General features: G+C 67.4%; 13 protein-coding genes. 9 read left to right on the top strand and 4 right to left on the bottom strand.

The window, feature by feature from the left end; translation table 11 throughout:
* The first annotated feature begins 241 nt into the window (after positions 1-241).
* The 5 genes from K3A84_RS07365 to K3A84_RS07345 are packed head-to-tail and all read left to right on the top strand — an operon-like array spanning position 242 to position 4,879.
* Positions 242-988, top strand: coding sequence for a DUF2334 domain-containing protein (locus K3A84_RS07365; RefSeq protein ID WP_225008905.1), 747 nt, complete (start codon positions 242-244; stop codon positions 986-988).
* Between the two features lie 27 nt (positions 989-1,015).
* Positions 1,016-2,224, top strand: a complete 1,209-nt coding sequence (locus K3A84_RS07360; protein WP_225008672.1) for a glycosyltransferase — start codon at positions 1,016-1,018, stop codon at positions 2,222-2,224.
* A gap of 12 nt (positions 2,225-2,236) precedes the next feature.
* Entirely contained in the window at positions 2,237-3,166 is a 930-nt protein-coding gene (locus tag K3A84_RS07355) for a hypothetical protein (protein WP_225008671.1), read from the top strand.
* Positions 3,163-3,693: a DUF2141 domain-containing protein gene (locus K3A84_RS07350; RefSeq protein ID WP_404823118.1), complete on the top strand. Its 531-nt coding sequence runs from the start codon at positions 3,163-3,165 to the stop codon at positions 3,691-3,693. The genes K3A84_RS07355 and K3A84_RS07350 overlap by 4 nt, the downstream gene beginning before the upstream one ends.
* Positions 3,694-3,700: 7 nt before the next feature.
* On the top strand, positions 3,701-4,879 hold the full coding sequence (locus tag K3A84_RS07345; protein ID WP_225008670.1) for a glycosyltransferase: 1,179 nt from the start codon (positions 3,701-3,703) through the stop codon (positions 4,877-4,879).
* A gap of 154 nt (positions 4,880-5,033) precedes the next feature.
* On the opposite strand, the gene K3A84_RS07340 is transcribed toward K3A84_RS07345, so the two are convergent.
* From K3A84_RS07340 to K3A84_RS07330, 3 genes are all read right to left on the bottom strand, one after another.
* The gene (locus tag K3A84_RS07340) at positions 5,034-7,427 is read right to left on the bottom strand and encodes a TonB-dependent receptor (protein WP_225008669.1); all 2,394 of its coding nucleotides are present in this window, start codon (positions 7,425-7,427) and stop codon (positions 5,034-5,036) included.
* Positions 7,428-7,637: 210 nt separating this feature from the next.
* Positions 7,638-9,011, bottom strand: coding sequence for an alkaline phosphatase family protein (locus tag K3A84_RS07335; RefSeq protein ID WP_225008668.1), 1,374 nt, complete (start codon positions 9,009-9,011; stop codon positions 7,638-7,640).
* A gap of 17 nt (positions 9,012-9,028) precedes the next feature.
* Positions 9,029-11,329: a TonB-dependent receptor gene (locus K3A84_RS07330; RefSeq protein WP_225008667.1), complete on the bottom strand. Its 2,301-nt coding sequence runs from the start codon at positions 11,327-11,329 to the stop codon at positions 9,029-9,031.
* 266 nt (positions 11,330-11,595) lie between these two features.
* Here K3A84_RS07330 and K3A84_RS07325 point away from each other — a divergent pair, with 266 nt between their 5' ends.
* Entirely contained in the window at positions 11,596-12,024 is a 429-nt protein-coding gene (locus K3A84_RS07325) for a DoxX family protein (RefSeq protein WP_225008666.1), read from the top strand.
* A 76-nt stretch (positions 12,025-12,100) separates the two neighbouring features.
* Entirely contained in the window at positions 12,101-12,691 is a 591-nt protein-coding gene (locus tag K3A84_RS07320; protein WP_225008665.1) for a nitroreductase family protein, read from the top strand.
* Positions 12,692-12,710: 19 nt separating this feature from the next.
* On the opposite strand, the gene K3A84_RS07315 is transcribed toward K3A84_RS07320, so the two are convergent.
* Positions 12,711-13,835 carry a L,D-transpeptidase family protein gene (locus K3A84_RS07315; protein ID WP_225008664.1) on the bottom strand — a complete coding sequence of 375 codons (1,125 nt, stop codon included), beginning with the start codon at positions 13,833-13,835 and terminating at the stop codon, positions 12,711-12,713.
* 139 nt (positions 13,836-13,974) lie between these two features.
* Here K3A84_RS07315 and K3A84_RS07310 point away from each other — a divergent pair, with 139 nt between their 5' ends.
* Positions 13,975-14,667, top strand: coding sequence for a murein L,D-transpeptidase catalytic domain family protein (locus K3A84_RS07310; RefSeq protein ID WP_225008663.1), 693 nt, complete (start codon positions 13,975-13,977; stop codon positions 14,665-14,667).
* 254 nt (positions 14,668-14,921) lie between these two features.
* On the top strand, positions 14,922-16,094 hold the full coding sequence (locus tag K3A84_RS07305) for an efflux RND transporter periplasmic adaptor subunit (RefSeq protein WP_318248285.1): 1,173 nt from the start codon (positions 14,922-14,924) through the stop codon (positions 16,092-16,094).
* Positions 16,095-16,102 lie beyond the last annotated feature (8 nt).

The raw sequence follows: 16,102 nt of genomic DNA, 5'->3' as shown, positions 1-16,102 counted from the left end.
ATAATGATTGCAAAAGTTCCCGCCGTGCGACAGGTCGCGCGCACCCGGTCGCAGGGCCATCGCACCCCCTTGCGCGACGGTCGGCCGCGCCGATGACCTTGAAGTTCGGGTCGCCGCGCGCCACCTGTCGCGCGTGGCGGATACCCTCGCCGGCCCCGACTTGCGGATATCCGAACCTTTGAGCCCAGCCGCCGCCTCGCACACCGCCGATCCCACCGCCCCGGAGCGGCGCAAGGGCCGCCTGCTCGCCTCGATCCACGATGTCTCGCCGCGCTCGCACGCGCAGGTCGATCGGCTGGCCCACCTGCTCGAACGCCACACCGGCACGGGCAGGTTCGCGATGCTGGTAATCCCCGACCACTGGCGCGAAGCCCCGATCGAAGGCAACGCGGCGTTCGGCACGCAGCTTCGTGCCTGGGCGGATGCCGGGATCGAGATGTTCCTGCACGGCTGGTGCCACCGCGACGAAACGCCCGCAACGCAAGGCTTTGCCGGGTTCAAGGGCAAGCACATGACCGCCGGTGAAGGCGAATTCCTGAACCTGCCGCACGACGAGGCGCTGGCGCGCATGGCCCGCGGCAAGGCGCTGCTGGAAGACGTGCTGGGCCGCCCGGTGGCGGGCTTCATCGCCCCCGCATGGCTGTATGGCGAAGGCGCGCACGCCGCCTTGCGCGAACTGGGCATGCCCCTGGCCGAAGACCACATGAAGGTGTGGCGCCCCGCCAGCGGCGAAGTGCTGTCGCGCGGCCCGGTCGTCACCTGGGCCAGCCGCAGCAAGGGCCGCATCGCCAGCTCGCTGGCCTTTGCCCGCCTTGCCCGCACGGCATTGCCACTGGCGCTGCCGACGCTGCGGCTGGCGGTCCACCCCGGCGACACGACGGTGCCCGCCCTGATGGACAGCATCGACCAGACGCTGGCGCGGTTCGTGCGCAGCCATCGCCCCGCGCGCTATGCCGATCTGGCCCGCTCCGCCCGAGGGCCGGGCTGAGGCGTGGCAGGGGACCGGACGACAGACATGGCGCGCGACGAAACCGCACTTGACGCAGCCGGGGACGCGGCACGGCACGCAGCAGGACCGGGTGTTCTGACGTTCCTGCACAGCTTCGAGCCGGGCGGCGTCGAGCGCGTGGCGCTGCGCCTGCACGATGCCTGGGTGCGACAGGGCATCGACGCACGGCTGGTGATGGGCCGCGATCAGGGCGCGATGCGCGGCGAATGGCCGGGGCTGCACTACGAAGTGCTGGACCGCAAGGGCGTGACCGGCCCGATCGAGACGCTCTACATGATCGCGCGCCTGCCCGGCGTGGTGCGGCGCCAGCGGCCCGGCGTGGTGTTCTGCGCGGGCAATTCCTACACCGTGGTCGCCGTGGTGCTGAAGCTGCTGTTGGGCCGACGCTGCCCGCCGGTGCTGGCCAAGATCAGCAACGACCTGATGCGCGCGGACCTGCCGGCGGTGGCGGCGCCGTTCTATCGGCTGTGGCTGCGCATCCAGGGGCGTTTCCTCGACCGGCTGGTGGCGATCGCGCCCGCCATGGCCGAGGAGATCCACACCATGATGAAGGTCGGCGACGACAAGGTGACGGTTATCGACAACCCGGCGCTGTCGACCGCCGAACTCGATCATCTGGCAGCCGCGCCCCGCCTCGCGCACGACGGCCCCGGCCGGCGTTTCCTGGCGATCGGGCGGCTGGCCACGCAGAAGAACTTCACCGGGCTGGTCGACGCCTTTGCGCGGATCGCACGCGCGGGCGACCGGCTGACGATTTGCGGCGAAGGCAGCCAGCGCGCCGCAATCGAAGCGCGCGCGCAACGGCTGGGCGTGGCCGATCGCGTGCATCTTCCCGGCCATACCTTTCCGGTCGACGCCGAACTGCTCGCCGCCGACGCCCTGGTGTTGTCATCCGATTACGAGGGCCTGCCGACGGTGGTGCTGCAGGCCTATGCCGCAGGGATTCCCGTGGTGGCGACCGATTGCAGCGTTTCCATGCCCGATCTGCTGGGCCATGGGCGCTTCGGCGTGCTGGTGCCCCCGCGCGATCCGCATGCGCTGGCACAGGCCATGGACCGCGTGCTCGATCTGCCGTTCGACGTCGACGCGGCCCGTGACGAGGCGCGTCGGTTCACCGTGGATTTAGCTGCGCGCCGCTATCGCCGGGCGATGGAGGACCTCGCCCCTACCCCCGAAGCCGTCGTTTCCGGCGCGCTGCGACCCGAGATCCGCTAGAGGTCCGATTCGATGCCCGATTCCACGCCCAATCTCGCCTTGGCCCCATCGCCCCTGCCCGCGCCTGCCGAGCCCGCGCAAAGCGCGCTGCGCAAATGGGGCGCCTATCTCGGCCCGGCGATCTCGGCTGCGATCCTGATCGCGGTGCTGATCGAGCTGCGCAAGCTCAACTGGGCGCTGGTCGGCACGATCCTGCCCACCAACCCGCTGATCTGGGCGGTGTTCCTGCTCAGCTACTTCCTCAGCCCGCTGGGCGACTTCGCAATCTTCCGCCGCCTGTGGGGCATTCCCTGGACGGGCATCCTGCCGCTGATCAAGAAGCTGGTCGGCAACGAGCTGCTGCTGGGCTACATCGGCGAAGTCTATTTCTACGACTGGGCGCGCCGCCATGTGAAGATGGAGGGTTCGCCCTTCGGCGCGGTGAAGGACGTGGCGATCCTTTCGGCGCTGGCCGGCAACATCATGACCGTGGTCATGCTGGTGCTGACCTGGCCGATCATCGGTTCGCTGGGCCTTGGCGTCAGCGGCGAGATCATGGCCGCCTCGCTCGGGCTGATCCTCGTGACCTCGGCGCTGATCATGTTCTTCCGCAACGGGCTGTTCAGCCTGCCGCCACGTGACCTGTGGTTTGTGTTCGGCATCCACAGCGGACGCCTGGTGATCAAGACCGGCCTGACCGCGCTGACCTGGGCGATGATCCTGCCCGAAGCGCCGCTCAGTTCCTGGCTACTGCTCTCGACCGTGCGCCTGCTGCTGTCGCGCCTGCCGTTCCTGCCGAACAAGGACATCGCCTTTGCAGGGGTGACGGCGCTGCTGGTGGGAGCGCAGGTGAAGACCGGGGTGATGATCGCGATGCTGTCGATGCTGACGATCTCGCTGCACGTCGTGCTGTTCATCCTGCTGCTGCTGTTCGATCTGGCCACAAGGGAACGCAACGCTTGAAACGAACCGTCCTTCTCCTCGCCGCCGCTGCGCTGGTTCTGGGCAATGGCCCGCTGCGCTCGACCCCGGACCTTGGCAAGGCCGAGGCGCAGTGTCGCCCCAACGAAAGCGGCCCGGCATTCATGGTCGATATCGCCGGGCTGAAGGACCACACCGGCAAGCTGAAGCTGGAAGTCTATCCGGCCAACGACGAGGACTTCCTGGCCGACGACAACCTGTTGATCATGGCCGGCAAGACCTTCCGCCGCGTGGAAGTGCCCGTGCCCGCCGCGCCCGTGCCGCGCCTGTGCGTGCGCCTGCCCGGCCCCGGTCTCTACGCGGTGAGCGTGCTCCACGACCGCGACGGCAACCGCAAGTTCAACTGGACGCGCGACGGCATCGGCTTTTCGGGCAATCCCCGGCTCGGCTGGTCCAAGCCCAAGGCACGCAGCGCCGCCACGCAGGCCGGTTCCGGCCTCACCCCGTTGCGGATCGTCATGAATTACCGTAACGGCCTTGCATCGGTGGGACCGATCAAGGGGAGCTGACGCTCTGATGAAGCTCGTCGATGTCTGCGCCTTCTATGCGCCGAAGGGCGGCGGCGTCCGTACTTATGTCGACCGCAAGTTGAAGGCGGGCGCGGCGATGGGCCACGACGTGGTGGTCATCGCGCCGGGCGATCGCGACCACGTGGAGCATCGCGGGCCCAACGCGCGGATCGTCTGGCTGAAATCGACGCTGTTCCCGCTCGATTTCAACTACCGCTATTTCTCCGACATTCCGGGGCTCTATGCCGCGCTCGATCGCGAGCAGCCCGATTTCGTCGAGGCGTCCTCGCCCTGGCGCAGCGCCTCGGTGATTGCCGAGTGGCCGGGCGATACCCCGCGCGCGCTGATCATGCACGCCGATCCGCTGTCGGCCTATGCCTATCGCTGGCTCGATCCGATCGCCACGCGCACCACGATCGACAGCCTGTTCGACCGCTACTGGCAGCACTTGCGCCGGCTGGACGAGCGCTACGACATGATCGTCAGCGCCAGCCAGGGCCTGAGCGACCGGCTGAGCGCGGGCGGGCTGACGCGGGTGGTGACCAACCCGATGGGGGTCGATCCGGGCGTGTTCTCGCCCACCTTGCGCGACGAAGCCTTGCGCGCGGGGATGCTGGCGATGTGCGACCTGCCGCCCGATGCCACGCTGCTGCTGGGCGTGGGCCGCTTCGCGCCCGAAAAGCGCTGGCCGATGCTGGTCGAAGCCGTCACGGCGGCGGGCACGCGCACGCCCGTCGGCATGGTGCTGGCAGGGCAAGGGCGCGACCGCAAGGCGATCGAGCGCAAGATCGGCGAGAACCCGCATATCCGCATTCTGGCCCCGATCACCGCACGCGGCGAACTGGCGCGCGTGATGGCGAGCGCCGACGCGCTGATCCACGGCTGCGAGGCCGAGACGTTCTGCATGGTCGCGGCCGAAGCCCGCGCCAGCGGGTTGCCGCTGATCGCGCCCGACGAAGGCGGCGCGGCGGACCAGGCGCGCGCCTCGGGCGGGTTCATCTACGAAAGCGCCGATGCCGGTGCTGCCGCCGATGCCGTGGTGGACTATGCCACGCAGCGCCTGGCAGGGCTGGCCGGCCCGCGCGCCGATCTGCCGCCGCCGCGCACGATGGACGATCACTTCGCCGAGCTGTTCGCCAGCTACGAGCGGCTGATCGCCAAGCACAAGGCACTGCGCGCCGCCTGATCTCCACCGGCTTCCGCACCTGCGCCCGCTGATCGGGGGGGCGATGTCGCGCGTCTTGCCGGCATGAAAAGAGGCGGCAGGATCGCTCCTGCCGCCTTCAGTTCAGGGTGGAACCATGCCGGGGCAGGCCGGTGAGCCTGCCCCGAACCCAGTCTCAGAAGTTCACGGTCGCGTCGAACCCGAAGGTGCGCGGCGCGTTGAAGTTGGCGTAGTCGCCCAGCGTGTTCGCATTGGCCGACGAGCGACGGTAGATGTGCGTCTCGTCGAGCAGGTTGCGCGCCCAGGCCGACAGCGTCAGCTTCTGACCGTTGTCGTTCATCGGGATGTCGGCCAGCGCGATGCGGCCGTTGACGATGAAGCTCGAGTCCGTCTTGGTGGTCTCGTTCTGGAACGAGTACATCGAGCTGGCGTAGTTGGCGTCGATGTGGAAGCGCAGGTTGGTGCCTGCACCACCGATGGGCACGTTGTAGTCGGCATAGGCCGCCGCCGCATGGTCAGGCGTGAACACCACGAACACCTGCGTGTACACCGGAGCGCCGGGCTTGCTGAGGAACGGGTTCAGCGTCGCCGGAATGTTGGTGTAGGTGTAGGCATACGAGGCACCCAGCGTCAGGTTCTGGGTCGGCTTGACGGTCAGCTCCGCTTCCACGCCGCGGATCTTCGACTTGCCAGGGGCGTTGCCGGTTTCCTCGGTGTGGAGGTTGTAGGTCGGGCTCGTCGGATCGGTATCGACGTTGTCGAAATCGATCTGGGTGCCGGTACGATCCATCATGTAGCCCGCCAGGTTCAGGCGGACGCGATGGTCGAGCAGGTCCATCTTCGCGCCGATTTCGTAGGACTTCACCGCTTCGGGGTTGAACGGAGCGAAAGTCTGCGAACGCGAGTTGGCACCGCCGGCGCGGTAGCCGGTCGAATACTTGGCGAAGACGTTGACGTTCGAGGCGACGTCATAGGCCAACGTCACCATCGGGTCGAAACGGTTCTTGTCGAAGGTGAAGGGGAAGTTGGTCGGCTTGTTCTGCACCGTGGTCAGCGTACCGCGACGCTTGTCCTTGGTGTAACGGCCACCCACGGTGATGTGGAGCGGATCGACCGGGGTCCAGGTGGCCTGTGCGAACGCGGCGTAGCTGTGCGCCACGGCGTTGCTGTCACGCTGGCGCGACCAGTTGGCCTCGTTCCAGGTGAGCGCGTCGTTGATGGTGTAGCCGGTGCCGTCCGCGTTCCACTTGTTGGTCGAAGGCGTGGCTGCGAATTCGCGGACGCTTTCGGTGAAGTAGTAGAGGCCGACCACGTAATCGACGTTGTCGAGGCTGCCGACAGCCTGCAGTTCCTGGCTGAACTGGCGCTGGTGCAGGTCCGACAGCGAATAGCGGCTGAAGTTGGCGTTGGGCGAGAAGATCGTGCGGTGTGCGCCGCCCGAGTTGTCCCACTGGTTGGTGTCGACGCCGCGCCACGCGGTGATCGAGCGCAGTTCCAGACCCGGCGCGACCTTGTACTTGATCAGCGAGGTGAAGCCGTGGGTATCGTCCACGCTCGGCTGCTGCGGCACGCCGATGTCGGCGGTAGTCATGCGCTTGCCGCCGCTGACGGTGACGAGCGGCGAAAGCGGCGCGATGAAGCCGGCAGGCACCTTGCCGCCGTTGCCGGTGATCTGTGCGATCGTGGCGATCGGCAGGCCGTTCGGGTTGTAGTTGACCAGCTGGCTGTAGAACGGCGTGTTCTCGTCACGCGCGCGGTCATACGACATTTCGACCGAGAGGCCGTCGACCGGCTCCCACAGCCCGGTGATGCGGCCACCCTTGCGGTCGTACTGGTTCCAGCCGGCCTGACCCGAAAGCGGGTTCTTCACGGTCGGGTCCTGGTGCTGCACGATGCCGTCGAGCTTGAAGGCAATGCCCGCGATCTTGGGCAGGTTGAGGTGCAGTTCACCGTTGTAGCTGCCGAAGTTGCCAGCGCCGGCCGAAACGCGACCACCGAATTCGCCGGTGGGCTTGCGGGTCACGATCGAGACCGCGCCGCCTTCGGTGTTGCGGCCGAACAGCGTGCCCTGGGGCCCGCGCAGCACTTCGATGCGCTCGACGTCGAGCAGGGCGGCGTTCAGGCCCTGCGAGCGGCCGAGGTAGACGCCATCGATGTAGACGCCGACGCCCGTGTCACGCGCAGTCTGGTTGGCGTCGAAGGGCACGATGCCGCGGATACCGACGGTCAGTGCCGACTGGCGGGCTTCGAAGGTGGCGACACGGAGCGAGGGGACCACGCCATCGGCGAGGTCGATCAGGCTCTGGACGTGGCGGTCCTTCATCGCTTCGGGCGCGAGCACCGAAATCGAGATCGGGGTCTTCTGGAGATTGGTCTCACGCTTGGTCGCGGTGACGACGATCTCGGTCAGGCCCGAGCTGTAGCCGGTGCCGCCCGACTGCTCGGCAGCGGCCTGCTCGTCAGCGGGCGCGACAGAGATCGAAGTCTGGGCAATGGCGGGGCTGGCGGCGAGCGCAAACGCGCCCGCTCCGGCCAGCAGACCGGCGCGAATCTGGTAATTGAAAGTCATGGTTCCCTCACTTGCGAAGACGTTGTTGTCCCCCCGGGCGAGGTCGCACTAGGCCTGTCGAAAGACAGTTCTGTGACAGGTTTGCTGAACGGTTTGTAATTTTTAGCGGGTTTCTGACGTCAAATTGACGGGCTCGACTTAAACAATCGGTTTTCCGTTTGTTTCGCGGTGTATGCCGCGGTCGCCGCCATCAGAAATGACATTTTTATTTCACCTTTTTGACTTCCGATTGACGATATCCAGCGCAGGCTGCTGCGAATCGGGCAGGTCGGCATTCATCAGACGCGCCAGAGTCGGGGCGATGGCGCGCATGTCGATCTGGCCGAGGCTCTGCCCGGCGGGCAGCCCCTCCCCCGTCAGCAGGAAGGTCGAGCGCATTTCGGGAAGGTCCGGAAAATGGCCGTGCATCCCTTTCACGCGCGCCGGACGCACCAGCGGCGCCGATGCCCCGGCAAAGGGCGAGGCGACCGCGCCCGACTGGAGATCGACATAGAACGCAGCCTGCGGGTTGCCCCCTTGCGCGGCGATCGCGGCGGCATCGAGCACGCGGGCGATACGCACGGCGGGATCGGCTGCGAGCTTGTCGAGGACGGCGCGGACCCTGTCGCGCAGCACGGCATCGTCGGGCCGGGCGAGAACGAAGGCCGACGAGCCACCCGAGGGCCATGGCATGGCGTCCCAGCCCGCGACCTTGCCATCGCCATCCAGCGTGATCAGGCCGGCATCGATGAAGGCGCGGAAGAAATTGACCTCGGTATCGGTCGCGGCAAAGCCGTGGTCGCTGACGACCGCCACGGCGGCATCGGGATGCGCCGCGCGTTCTGCCGCCGTGAGCGTGCCGACCAGCGCATCGAGCCGTTCCAGCGTGGCGTTGGCTTGCGCCGAACCCGGCCCGGTGGCGTGCTCCTGGTGATCGAGCCCTGCCAGATAGACGGTGATGAAGCCCGGCTTGTGCCGCGCGATCAGGCTGGCGGCGAAGCGGGCGCGATTTTCGTCGCCTTCGACCGATTCGTCGATCCCGGCGGCGTAGGGGTCGGCGCAATCGTGCTCGAGTTCGTCGACGAGGCCGTCGGTCGCCAGCGCCTTGAGCAGCTTGGCATCGTCGGCATGGCCGGTGCGCCAGATCTGCGGCAGGTTCCACGTCAGCGACTTCGCCGCCACGCTGACCGGCCAGTGGACGTTGGCGGTGGAAAGCCCTGCGTCGTGCGCGGCGTCCCACAGCGTGCGCGCCTTCTGGTCCTGCGCGTACCAGTACCAGCCGCCCTGGTTGATCTGCCTGGGATCGAACGTGGTGTTGCCGACGATGCCGTGCCGCGCGGGCGCGACTCCGGTGATCAGCGTGGTGTGGCTGGGATAGGTGAGCGTGGGCAGCACGCCGACAACGCCGGTGGCCGAGACGCCTTCTGCCACCATGCGGCGCAAGTTGGGCACCTTCAGCCCGCGCTTGTCCGCTTCCAGCACGTCGCCGGGGCGCAGGCCGTCGATGGAAATGAGCAGAACCGGGCGCGCCTGCAGCGCCCCCGGTCCGGCGAGGATCGCGGCGCTGCAAAGCAGCGCCGCGCCCTTGAGGAGACGAATGTTCATCGCTCCCTTGTGCTTCATCAGAAGCCGGCCTTCAACGTCACGAACACCTGACGCGGCGCGCCCGCGAGCAGGGTCATGTTGTCGCCCGAGAAGCCGAAGCCGCCCGAACCGATCGTGGCGATGTACCCCTTGTCGAACAGGTTGGTCGCGTTGACCTGGAGTTCGACCGGCTGGCGCATCCCCATGTCGAAGCGATAGCCCAGCGCCGCATCGACGATGGCACGACCCGGCACCGACTGGTCGTTGGTGTAGGTGAAGTAGCGCTTGGACATGTAGTTGACGCCGATGCGGCCAAACAGGGCCTTGTCGTCATAGCTGACTTCGCCGCGCAGCAGGTGACGCGGGGCATCGACCACAGTCTTGCCGTTGGTGGCATAGGTCTTGCCCGTGCCCGTGGTCACGTCGTTGCGGTACGTGGTGTCGTTGTAGCTGTACGAGGCGAACAGGGTGATCGCGTCGGTCGCCTTGTAGTCGACGGCCGCTTCGACGCCGAGTGCGCGCACGTTGCCCACGTTCTGCACGGCGCTGGGCGAGCCGACGATGTTGACCGAGGTCGGGATCGACAGCAGGCGGTTGCGGAAGTTCACCCAGTAGCCGGCCAGCACCGCGTTGAGGCGGCTGTTGTTGCTGCGCAGGCCCACTTCGTAAGTGTCCGACTGTTCGGGCTTGAGCTTGCCCTTGATCGCATCGAACCCGGCCTGCGTGGTCTGGAACGGACCGCTGAAGGTCGAGCCGACGAAAGCGCGCGTGACCTGCGTGAAGCCGGCGAAGGCTTCGACATCGCCCACGATCTTGCCGCTGATGCCCGCGTGCGGCTGGAACCAGTCACGCGTGCGCAGCTTGCCCGAAGCGCGGCTGGTGAGGTTGACCACCGGATCGGCGGTCACGTCGACGTTGAAGCCCTTCCAGCCCAAGTTCACCTTGGCAACGCCGAGGTCGATGGTGTCCTCGACGTAGTACTGGTAGGTCTTGGTGTTGAAGTCCATTTCCCATTCGGTGAAGAACGGGTTGTGCTGGAACTTCAGGTGGTCGCGACCGGCTTCGGTGCGGCTCTTGTAGCCATAGTAGCGGCGCGCGACGGTGAAGTCGTTGTTTTCGTACCAGCCGCCCACGGTGATCTGGTTCATGCCGAGATCGGCGGCGATGCTACCGAACAGGCCCGAACGGCGCAGCGTGTATTCCGACGTGCGCAGCGCCATGTTCACCCCGCTGGGCGAGGCGACATAAGGCGTGCCCCAGGTGCCCTGGCCATCGTTGCGATGGTGGTAGGCCTTGAGCTTGAGCGTGAACGCCCCACCGAACGGCGCAGTCACGCCGATTGCGCCGAGCGTGTCACGGCGCAGACCAGACGCATCGTAGTAGGCATCATCGGCGCTGGCGACCGGCGACGGATAGGTGGTGCCGGCGGCCGGGTTGAACGGGGTGGTGTTGAGCGCGGTGAGCGTGTCGCCACGGTTGGCGCCGACTTCGGCGATCTGCACGGCCAGCGCATACTTGTTGGGGCCGAGGTTGTCCCAGTTGAGGCCCAGCCGCTTGATCATGTCGAGGCTGAGGTCCTGGTAGTCCTGCTCGGCGCGGTCCGAATGGCTGAAGAAGCCGTCGAAATCGACATCGCCCACCGGCACGATCGCCTTGGCGTTGACGGCCCACTGGCGCTGCTCGCCATCCCCCTTCCACTTGTCGGTGGTGCCATAGACGAACGAACCCATGATGCGCGCGGCATCGGCCTTGCCGATCGCGGCACGCACGAAGCCGCGATAGCTGTTGTCCGAACCCGCGGTCGCACTGACATCGAGCGCCTGGTTGGCGCTGCCGAGCATCACGGCCGGGTCCATCGAGGTGAACTGGAGCGTGCCGCCGAGGTTGTTGGTCGACTGCGTGTCGATCGAACCCGAACCCTGGCTGACGGTGGTGCCGCCGATGTTTTCGGGGATGATCGCACGGCTGATGTGCAGGCCGTTGTGGTTGCCATAGGTCATGTCGCCCAGCGGAATGCCGTCGAGCGTGAAGCCGAGCTGGTTCTGGTTGAAGCCGCGGATGGTGATGCGCGTCGACCATTCGTAGTTGCCGAAGGCGTCGGCGGACTGGAAGTTGACGCTGGGCAGCTTTTCGATCGCCTTCAGCGGGCTGGAACCCGAGGCGAGAATGGTGATGTCGGCGTTCGAGATTTCCTGGACCTGGCGGGTCTGGCCAGCGCCGAAGACGACGATTTCAGGCGATGCGGCAGCATCGGCCGCGGGCGCTGCCTGATCTTGTGCAAGTGCGGGCGCGCTGGCGAAAATCGCCGCAGTGGCGAGCAGGTAGGGTACGTAACGCATTGAGCTTCCCTCATTGTGATTGTTTTGCAGCGCAGCAGCTAATCCTGCTGCATTGCAGAATCGCGCCAGATTGGTGACGGTTTGGAGTCAGCGATCGGCGAGCGCCGAAGTGCGGCATGAAGGACACGCTTTTCGGATTCATCGAACGTTCCGGACGTCTTTATCCGGATTTTGGGTGAGATAGGATGCGCCTAGGAAGGGCCTCGCCGGGACGGACAGCCGCACCGGAACCCTTCTTCCAGTCCGCTTTCCAAGGATCCCGCCCCATGACCACGACCACTGCCACTGCCACTGCCGTAGAAACCTCCGCCACGCCCGCCGCCCAGCCGCTGCTCGCCTTTGGCGGGCGCGTGCTGATTGCCGCGATCTTCGTGCTGAGCGGACTGTCCAAGGTGGCCGCGCCTGCCGCCAGCATTGCCTATATCCAGAGCGCGGGCCTGCCGCTGCCGCAGCTGGCGCTGGCCGCGGCCGTTCTGGTCGAACTCGGCGGCGGCCTCGCACTGATCGCGGGCTATCGCGTGCGCCTCGTCGCGCTGGCGCTGGCAGGCTTTTCCATCGTCACCGCGCTCGCCTTCCACAACCAGCTGGGCGACCAGAACCAGTTGATCCACTTCTTCAAGAACGTCGCGATGGCCGGCGGTCTGTTGCAGGTCGCGGCCTTCGGCGGCGGGCGGATTGCCTTCCAGCGCAGCTGACCGCACAAGATGACCCGAGCGGGGAGCGGCCAGGTGCCCTCCCCGGCCCCATTCCCTTCCCGCCAGGAGAATCCAGATGACCGCCCGCACCGCCGATCCCCGCGTGTTGCCGCTGATCACCGACCGCTGGTCGCCCCGCTCGTTCGACGCCAGCGCCATTCCCGAAGCCGACCTGCACGTGATCCTCGAAGCGGCAGGCCTTGCCCCTTCGGCCTACAACCAGCAGCCGTGGCGCTTTCTCTATGCGCGGCGCGAGGATGCGCACTGGGAGCACTTCGTCTCGCTGCTGGTGCCGGGCAATTCGGTCTGGGCCAAGGACGCGGGCGCGCTGCTGTTCGTGCTGTCGGAAAGCACCTTCCCCCGCCCCGACGGCGCGAAGCCCAACCGCAGCGCGAGCTTCGATGCAGGCGCGGCCTGGGCACTGCTGGCCTTGCAGGCGACGCACATGGGCTATCACGCGCACGCCATGGTCGGCATCGACTTCCCGCGCGTGCGCGAGGAGCTGGCGATCCCCGAGGACGTGCGCGTCGAAGCGGCGGTGGTCATCGGGCGCAAGGATGCCCCCGAAAAGCTGCCCGACGGCTATCGCGAGCGCGAGGCCCCCTCGGCGCGCAAGCCGGTGCGCGAGATCGCGGTGGCGGGCCGGTTCACCGACCTGCCGGCCTGATTATCGGGTTGAGCGCGCCTTACGCCGGGCAAGGCTTGCGCAGGTCATCGGCATCGCCCATCGCGCGGTCGCGATTGTAGACGTCGGGGTGGAAGGCGATCGCGCCGTCCGCCCCGGCCTCGGCCGTGAAGTAGGCGATGAAGATCGGCAGGCTGCGCGCCAGCTTGAGGTCGGTGGTGCGACCCGCGGCGACGATGCGGTCGATATCGGCGCGGCTGGCCTGATCGCCTAGCAGAGTGGCGGCAAGGCCCAGCGGATCTTCCACGCGCACGCAGCCGTGGCTGAACGTGCGCACCGGCTGGTCGAACAGCGATTTCGACGGCGTATCATGCAGATAGACGTTGAAGCTGTTGGGCATGATCAGCTTGACCACCCCCAGCGAATTGCCGGGGCCGGGCCGCTGGCGATAGCGCCCGCCGCCCCACACATAGCCCCGCTTGCGCGCGAGCGCGGGATGGCGGCGCACCATCGCGCCGACGCTTTCGGCGACGATGTTGGCCGGGATGTCCCACCAGGGGTTGAGCGTGACACCGCGCACCGTGGCCGAGAAGACCGGTGTGGGCGACTTCACCTTGCCCACGATCACGCGGTGGCTGTCGACCACCTTGCCATCGCGCCACAGGTCGACCCGGAAGGCGGCGGCATTGACCAGCAGGTATTCGCGCCCCGGATCGCGCGGCAGCCAGCGCCAGCGCTCGATGTTGCGCGCCAGCGTCGCCTTGCGCGCCGGATCGGCCTCTGCTGCATGGGCCGCGAGGAGCGCTGCAAAGCCGGGCTGGCGGGGCTGCAGGCCGGAAAGCCACGCCTCGAGCGCGCCCGCACCCAGCGCGCTGGCCAGTTCTCCGGCAAAGTCGATGCGCGCGTCGGTATCGGCGATGTGCCAGGCGGCATGGGCCGACGCCGGGCTCCAGCCGAGCGCGGTCTGGCGCGCGAGACACAGCGCCAGATCGGTCGCGGCATGATCGATCGCGGCGGAATCGCCAAGGCGTTCTGCCGCGACGAGCGGGGCGAGATCGGGCGCGGGCAGCGCCTGCTGCGGGGCGGTTTCGGCCGCGTGATGGAGCGCCGCGAGCGATTCGGACGACCAGTGCGGCGTGGCTGCGGCAAGAGGTTGCGCACGCGCGATGGGGCAATTCGTTCCCACAAAAGCAACGGCCAATGCCGCACAAAGCACGTTTCGCCGCATGATGTCCCCGCAAGGCTTTGAAATCGGGAATAGGCTAACCTAGATCGTGTTCAAACAACAAACGTTGCATTTCAAGAGCAATTCGGGGTCTCGCATCATGACGCTCGGCAGGCGCCAGTTCCTTGGCGCCATGGCGGCATCCGCCACCACAATGCTGTTTCCGCGATCGGCAGCCAACGCCATCGCGCCGCAGAATCCTGCGGCCAGTGGACTCGCGCTTCCGCCGACGGCGCCCTGGGGTCTCGCCGCGCCCGGTGCCGTGCCCAGCGTGCAGACCATCCCGGATGCCCCGGCCCTGCTGCCGCAGGCGCTGGCGGCGCTGCAAATGCACCATGCCCGCATCGCCGAACGCGACGTGGTCGGCGTGGTCGATTTTTCGCAACCCTCGCGGGAGCCGCGCTTCCACCTGGTCGACATCGCCGGTGGCCGCGTGCTGTCGACGCACCTCGTCTCGCACGGCAAGGGCTCCGATCCCGGTAACAGCGGCTGGGTGCAGCGCCTGTCCAACCGCCTGGGGTCGGAAGCATCGTGCAGCGGCGCGTTCGTCACCGGGCCGACCTATGTCGGCAAGCACGGCCGCTCGCGCCGCCTGTTCGGCCTTGATCCCGAAAACGACCAGGCCGACGTGCGCGGCATCGTGATCCACGCGGCGAGCTACGTCGACAACGACATGGCCGCGAGCCAGGGCCGCATCGGGCGTAGCCAGGGCTGCTTCGCCGTCTCGCAACGCGAGATCGGCCACGTGCTCGAAGCGCTCGGACCGGGGCGGCTGCTGTTCGCGGCGCGGTGAAGCGCGCCCAACTTGTAAGACACTGACGAGCAATTGTAATAATATGTCGTAGGGCGGCAATCCTTCCCACAAGGGTGGAGGATTGCCGCCCTTGCTGTGTTAACGGGCGTTCACGACTCGTCGCGCGCTGCCTTTTGGTTCAGGGCGGATACGCGGCGGGAACCCGTTCCGTCGGGGGAGCTTTCGGGGCCAGCGCCTGCTTTGTGCGCTGCACCAAGCTTCCACCGACGACCACCGCTTCGAGAGTACCTGCCTTGCGCCAGCCTGCCCCTCGCCTGCTTCCCGGCCGCCTGCTTGCCCTCACGTCTCCTGCCGCCCTCGCCCTGATGCTTGCCGCGTGCGGCGCCAAGGCCGACGACAAGCAGATGCCGCCCGCCGAAGTGGGGGTGATGGTCGCCAGGGCCGAGAACGTGCCGCTGGTGACCGAGCTTTCGGGCCGTACCGAAGCCTCGCTGATCGCCGAAGTGCGGCCGCAGGTGTCGGGCATCGTCACCGAGCGCCTGTTCAGCGAGGGCGGTCTGGTGCGCGCAGGCCAGCCGCTCTACCAGATCGACAGCCGCCTTTATGCCGCCAGCGCCAGCCAGGCGCGCGCCGCGCTGGCGACGGCGGAGGCAACCGTGGAGGCCAACCGGCTCAAGGCCGAGCGCTATCGCCTGCTCTCGGGCCAAGGCGGGGTGAGCAAGCAGGATGCCGCCGATGCGCTGGCTGCCTATAACCAGAGCCGCGCGCAAGTGGCGGCCAGCCGCGCGGCGCTGCAATCGAGCCAGGTGAACCTCGGCTTCACGCGCGTCACCGCGCCGATCACGGGGCGGATCGGGCGGTCGAGCGTGACCAAGGGCGCGCTGGTGACGGCGAGCCAGGCCGACCCGCTGGCCAAAGTCCAGCAGCTCGATCCGATGTATGTGAACATCCAGCAGTCGGGCAATGATTTCATGGCCTTGCGCCGCTCGCTTGCCAAGGGTTCGCTGGCGGCGGTGGGGTCGATCCCGGTGCGGATCGTGCTGGCGGACGGCAGCGAATATCCGGTCGAGGGCAAGCTGAACTTCACCGATGTCGATGTCGCCAGCGATACCGGGACGGTGACGCTGCGCGCCAGCGTGCCCAACCCGCAAGGCGCGCTGCTGCCCGGCCTGTTCGTGCGTGCGCGGCTGGCGCAGGCCAGCGTGCCCAATGGCATCCTCGTGCCCCAGCAGGCCGTCAGCCGCACCCCGCGCGGCGGTGCCTCGGTGCTGCTGGTCAATGCCAAGGGCGAAGTCGAGGCGCGCGACGTGACCGCCGACACCGCCATCGGCGACAAGTGGCTGGTCACGCAAGGGCTGAAGCCCGGCGACAAGGTGATCGTCGACGGGCTGATGAAGGCCAAGCCGGGCGCGAAGGTCAAGGCCGTGGCCGCGCAGCCCGTCCCGACCGCCCCAGCGGCGCAGTAAGGGTCCAG

Origin of the sequence: Novosphingobium percolationis, assembly GCF_020179425.1 — a bacterium.
Lineage (GTDB): Bacteria > Pseudomonadota > Alphaproteobacteria > Sphingomonadales > Sphingomonadaceae > Novosphingobium > Novosphingobium percolationis.
Note: the sequence above shows the minus strand (reverse complement) of the source record. Positions and strands in the feature narration are given on the sequence as shown.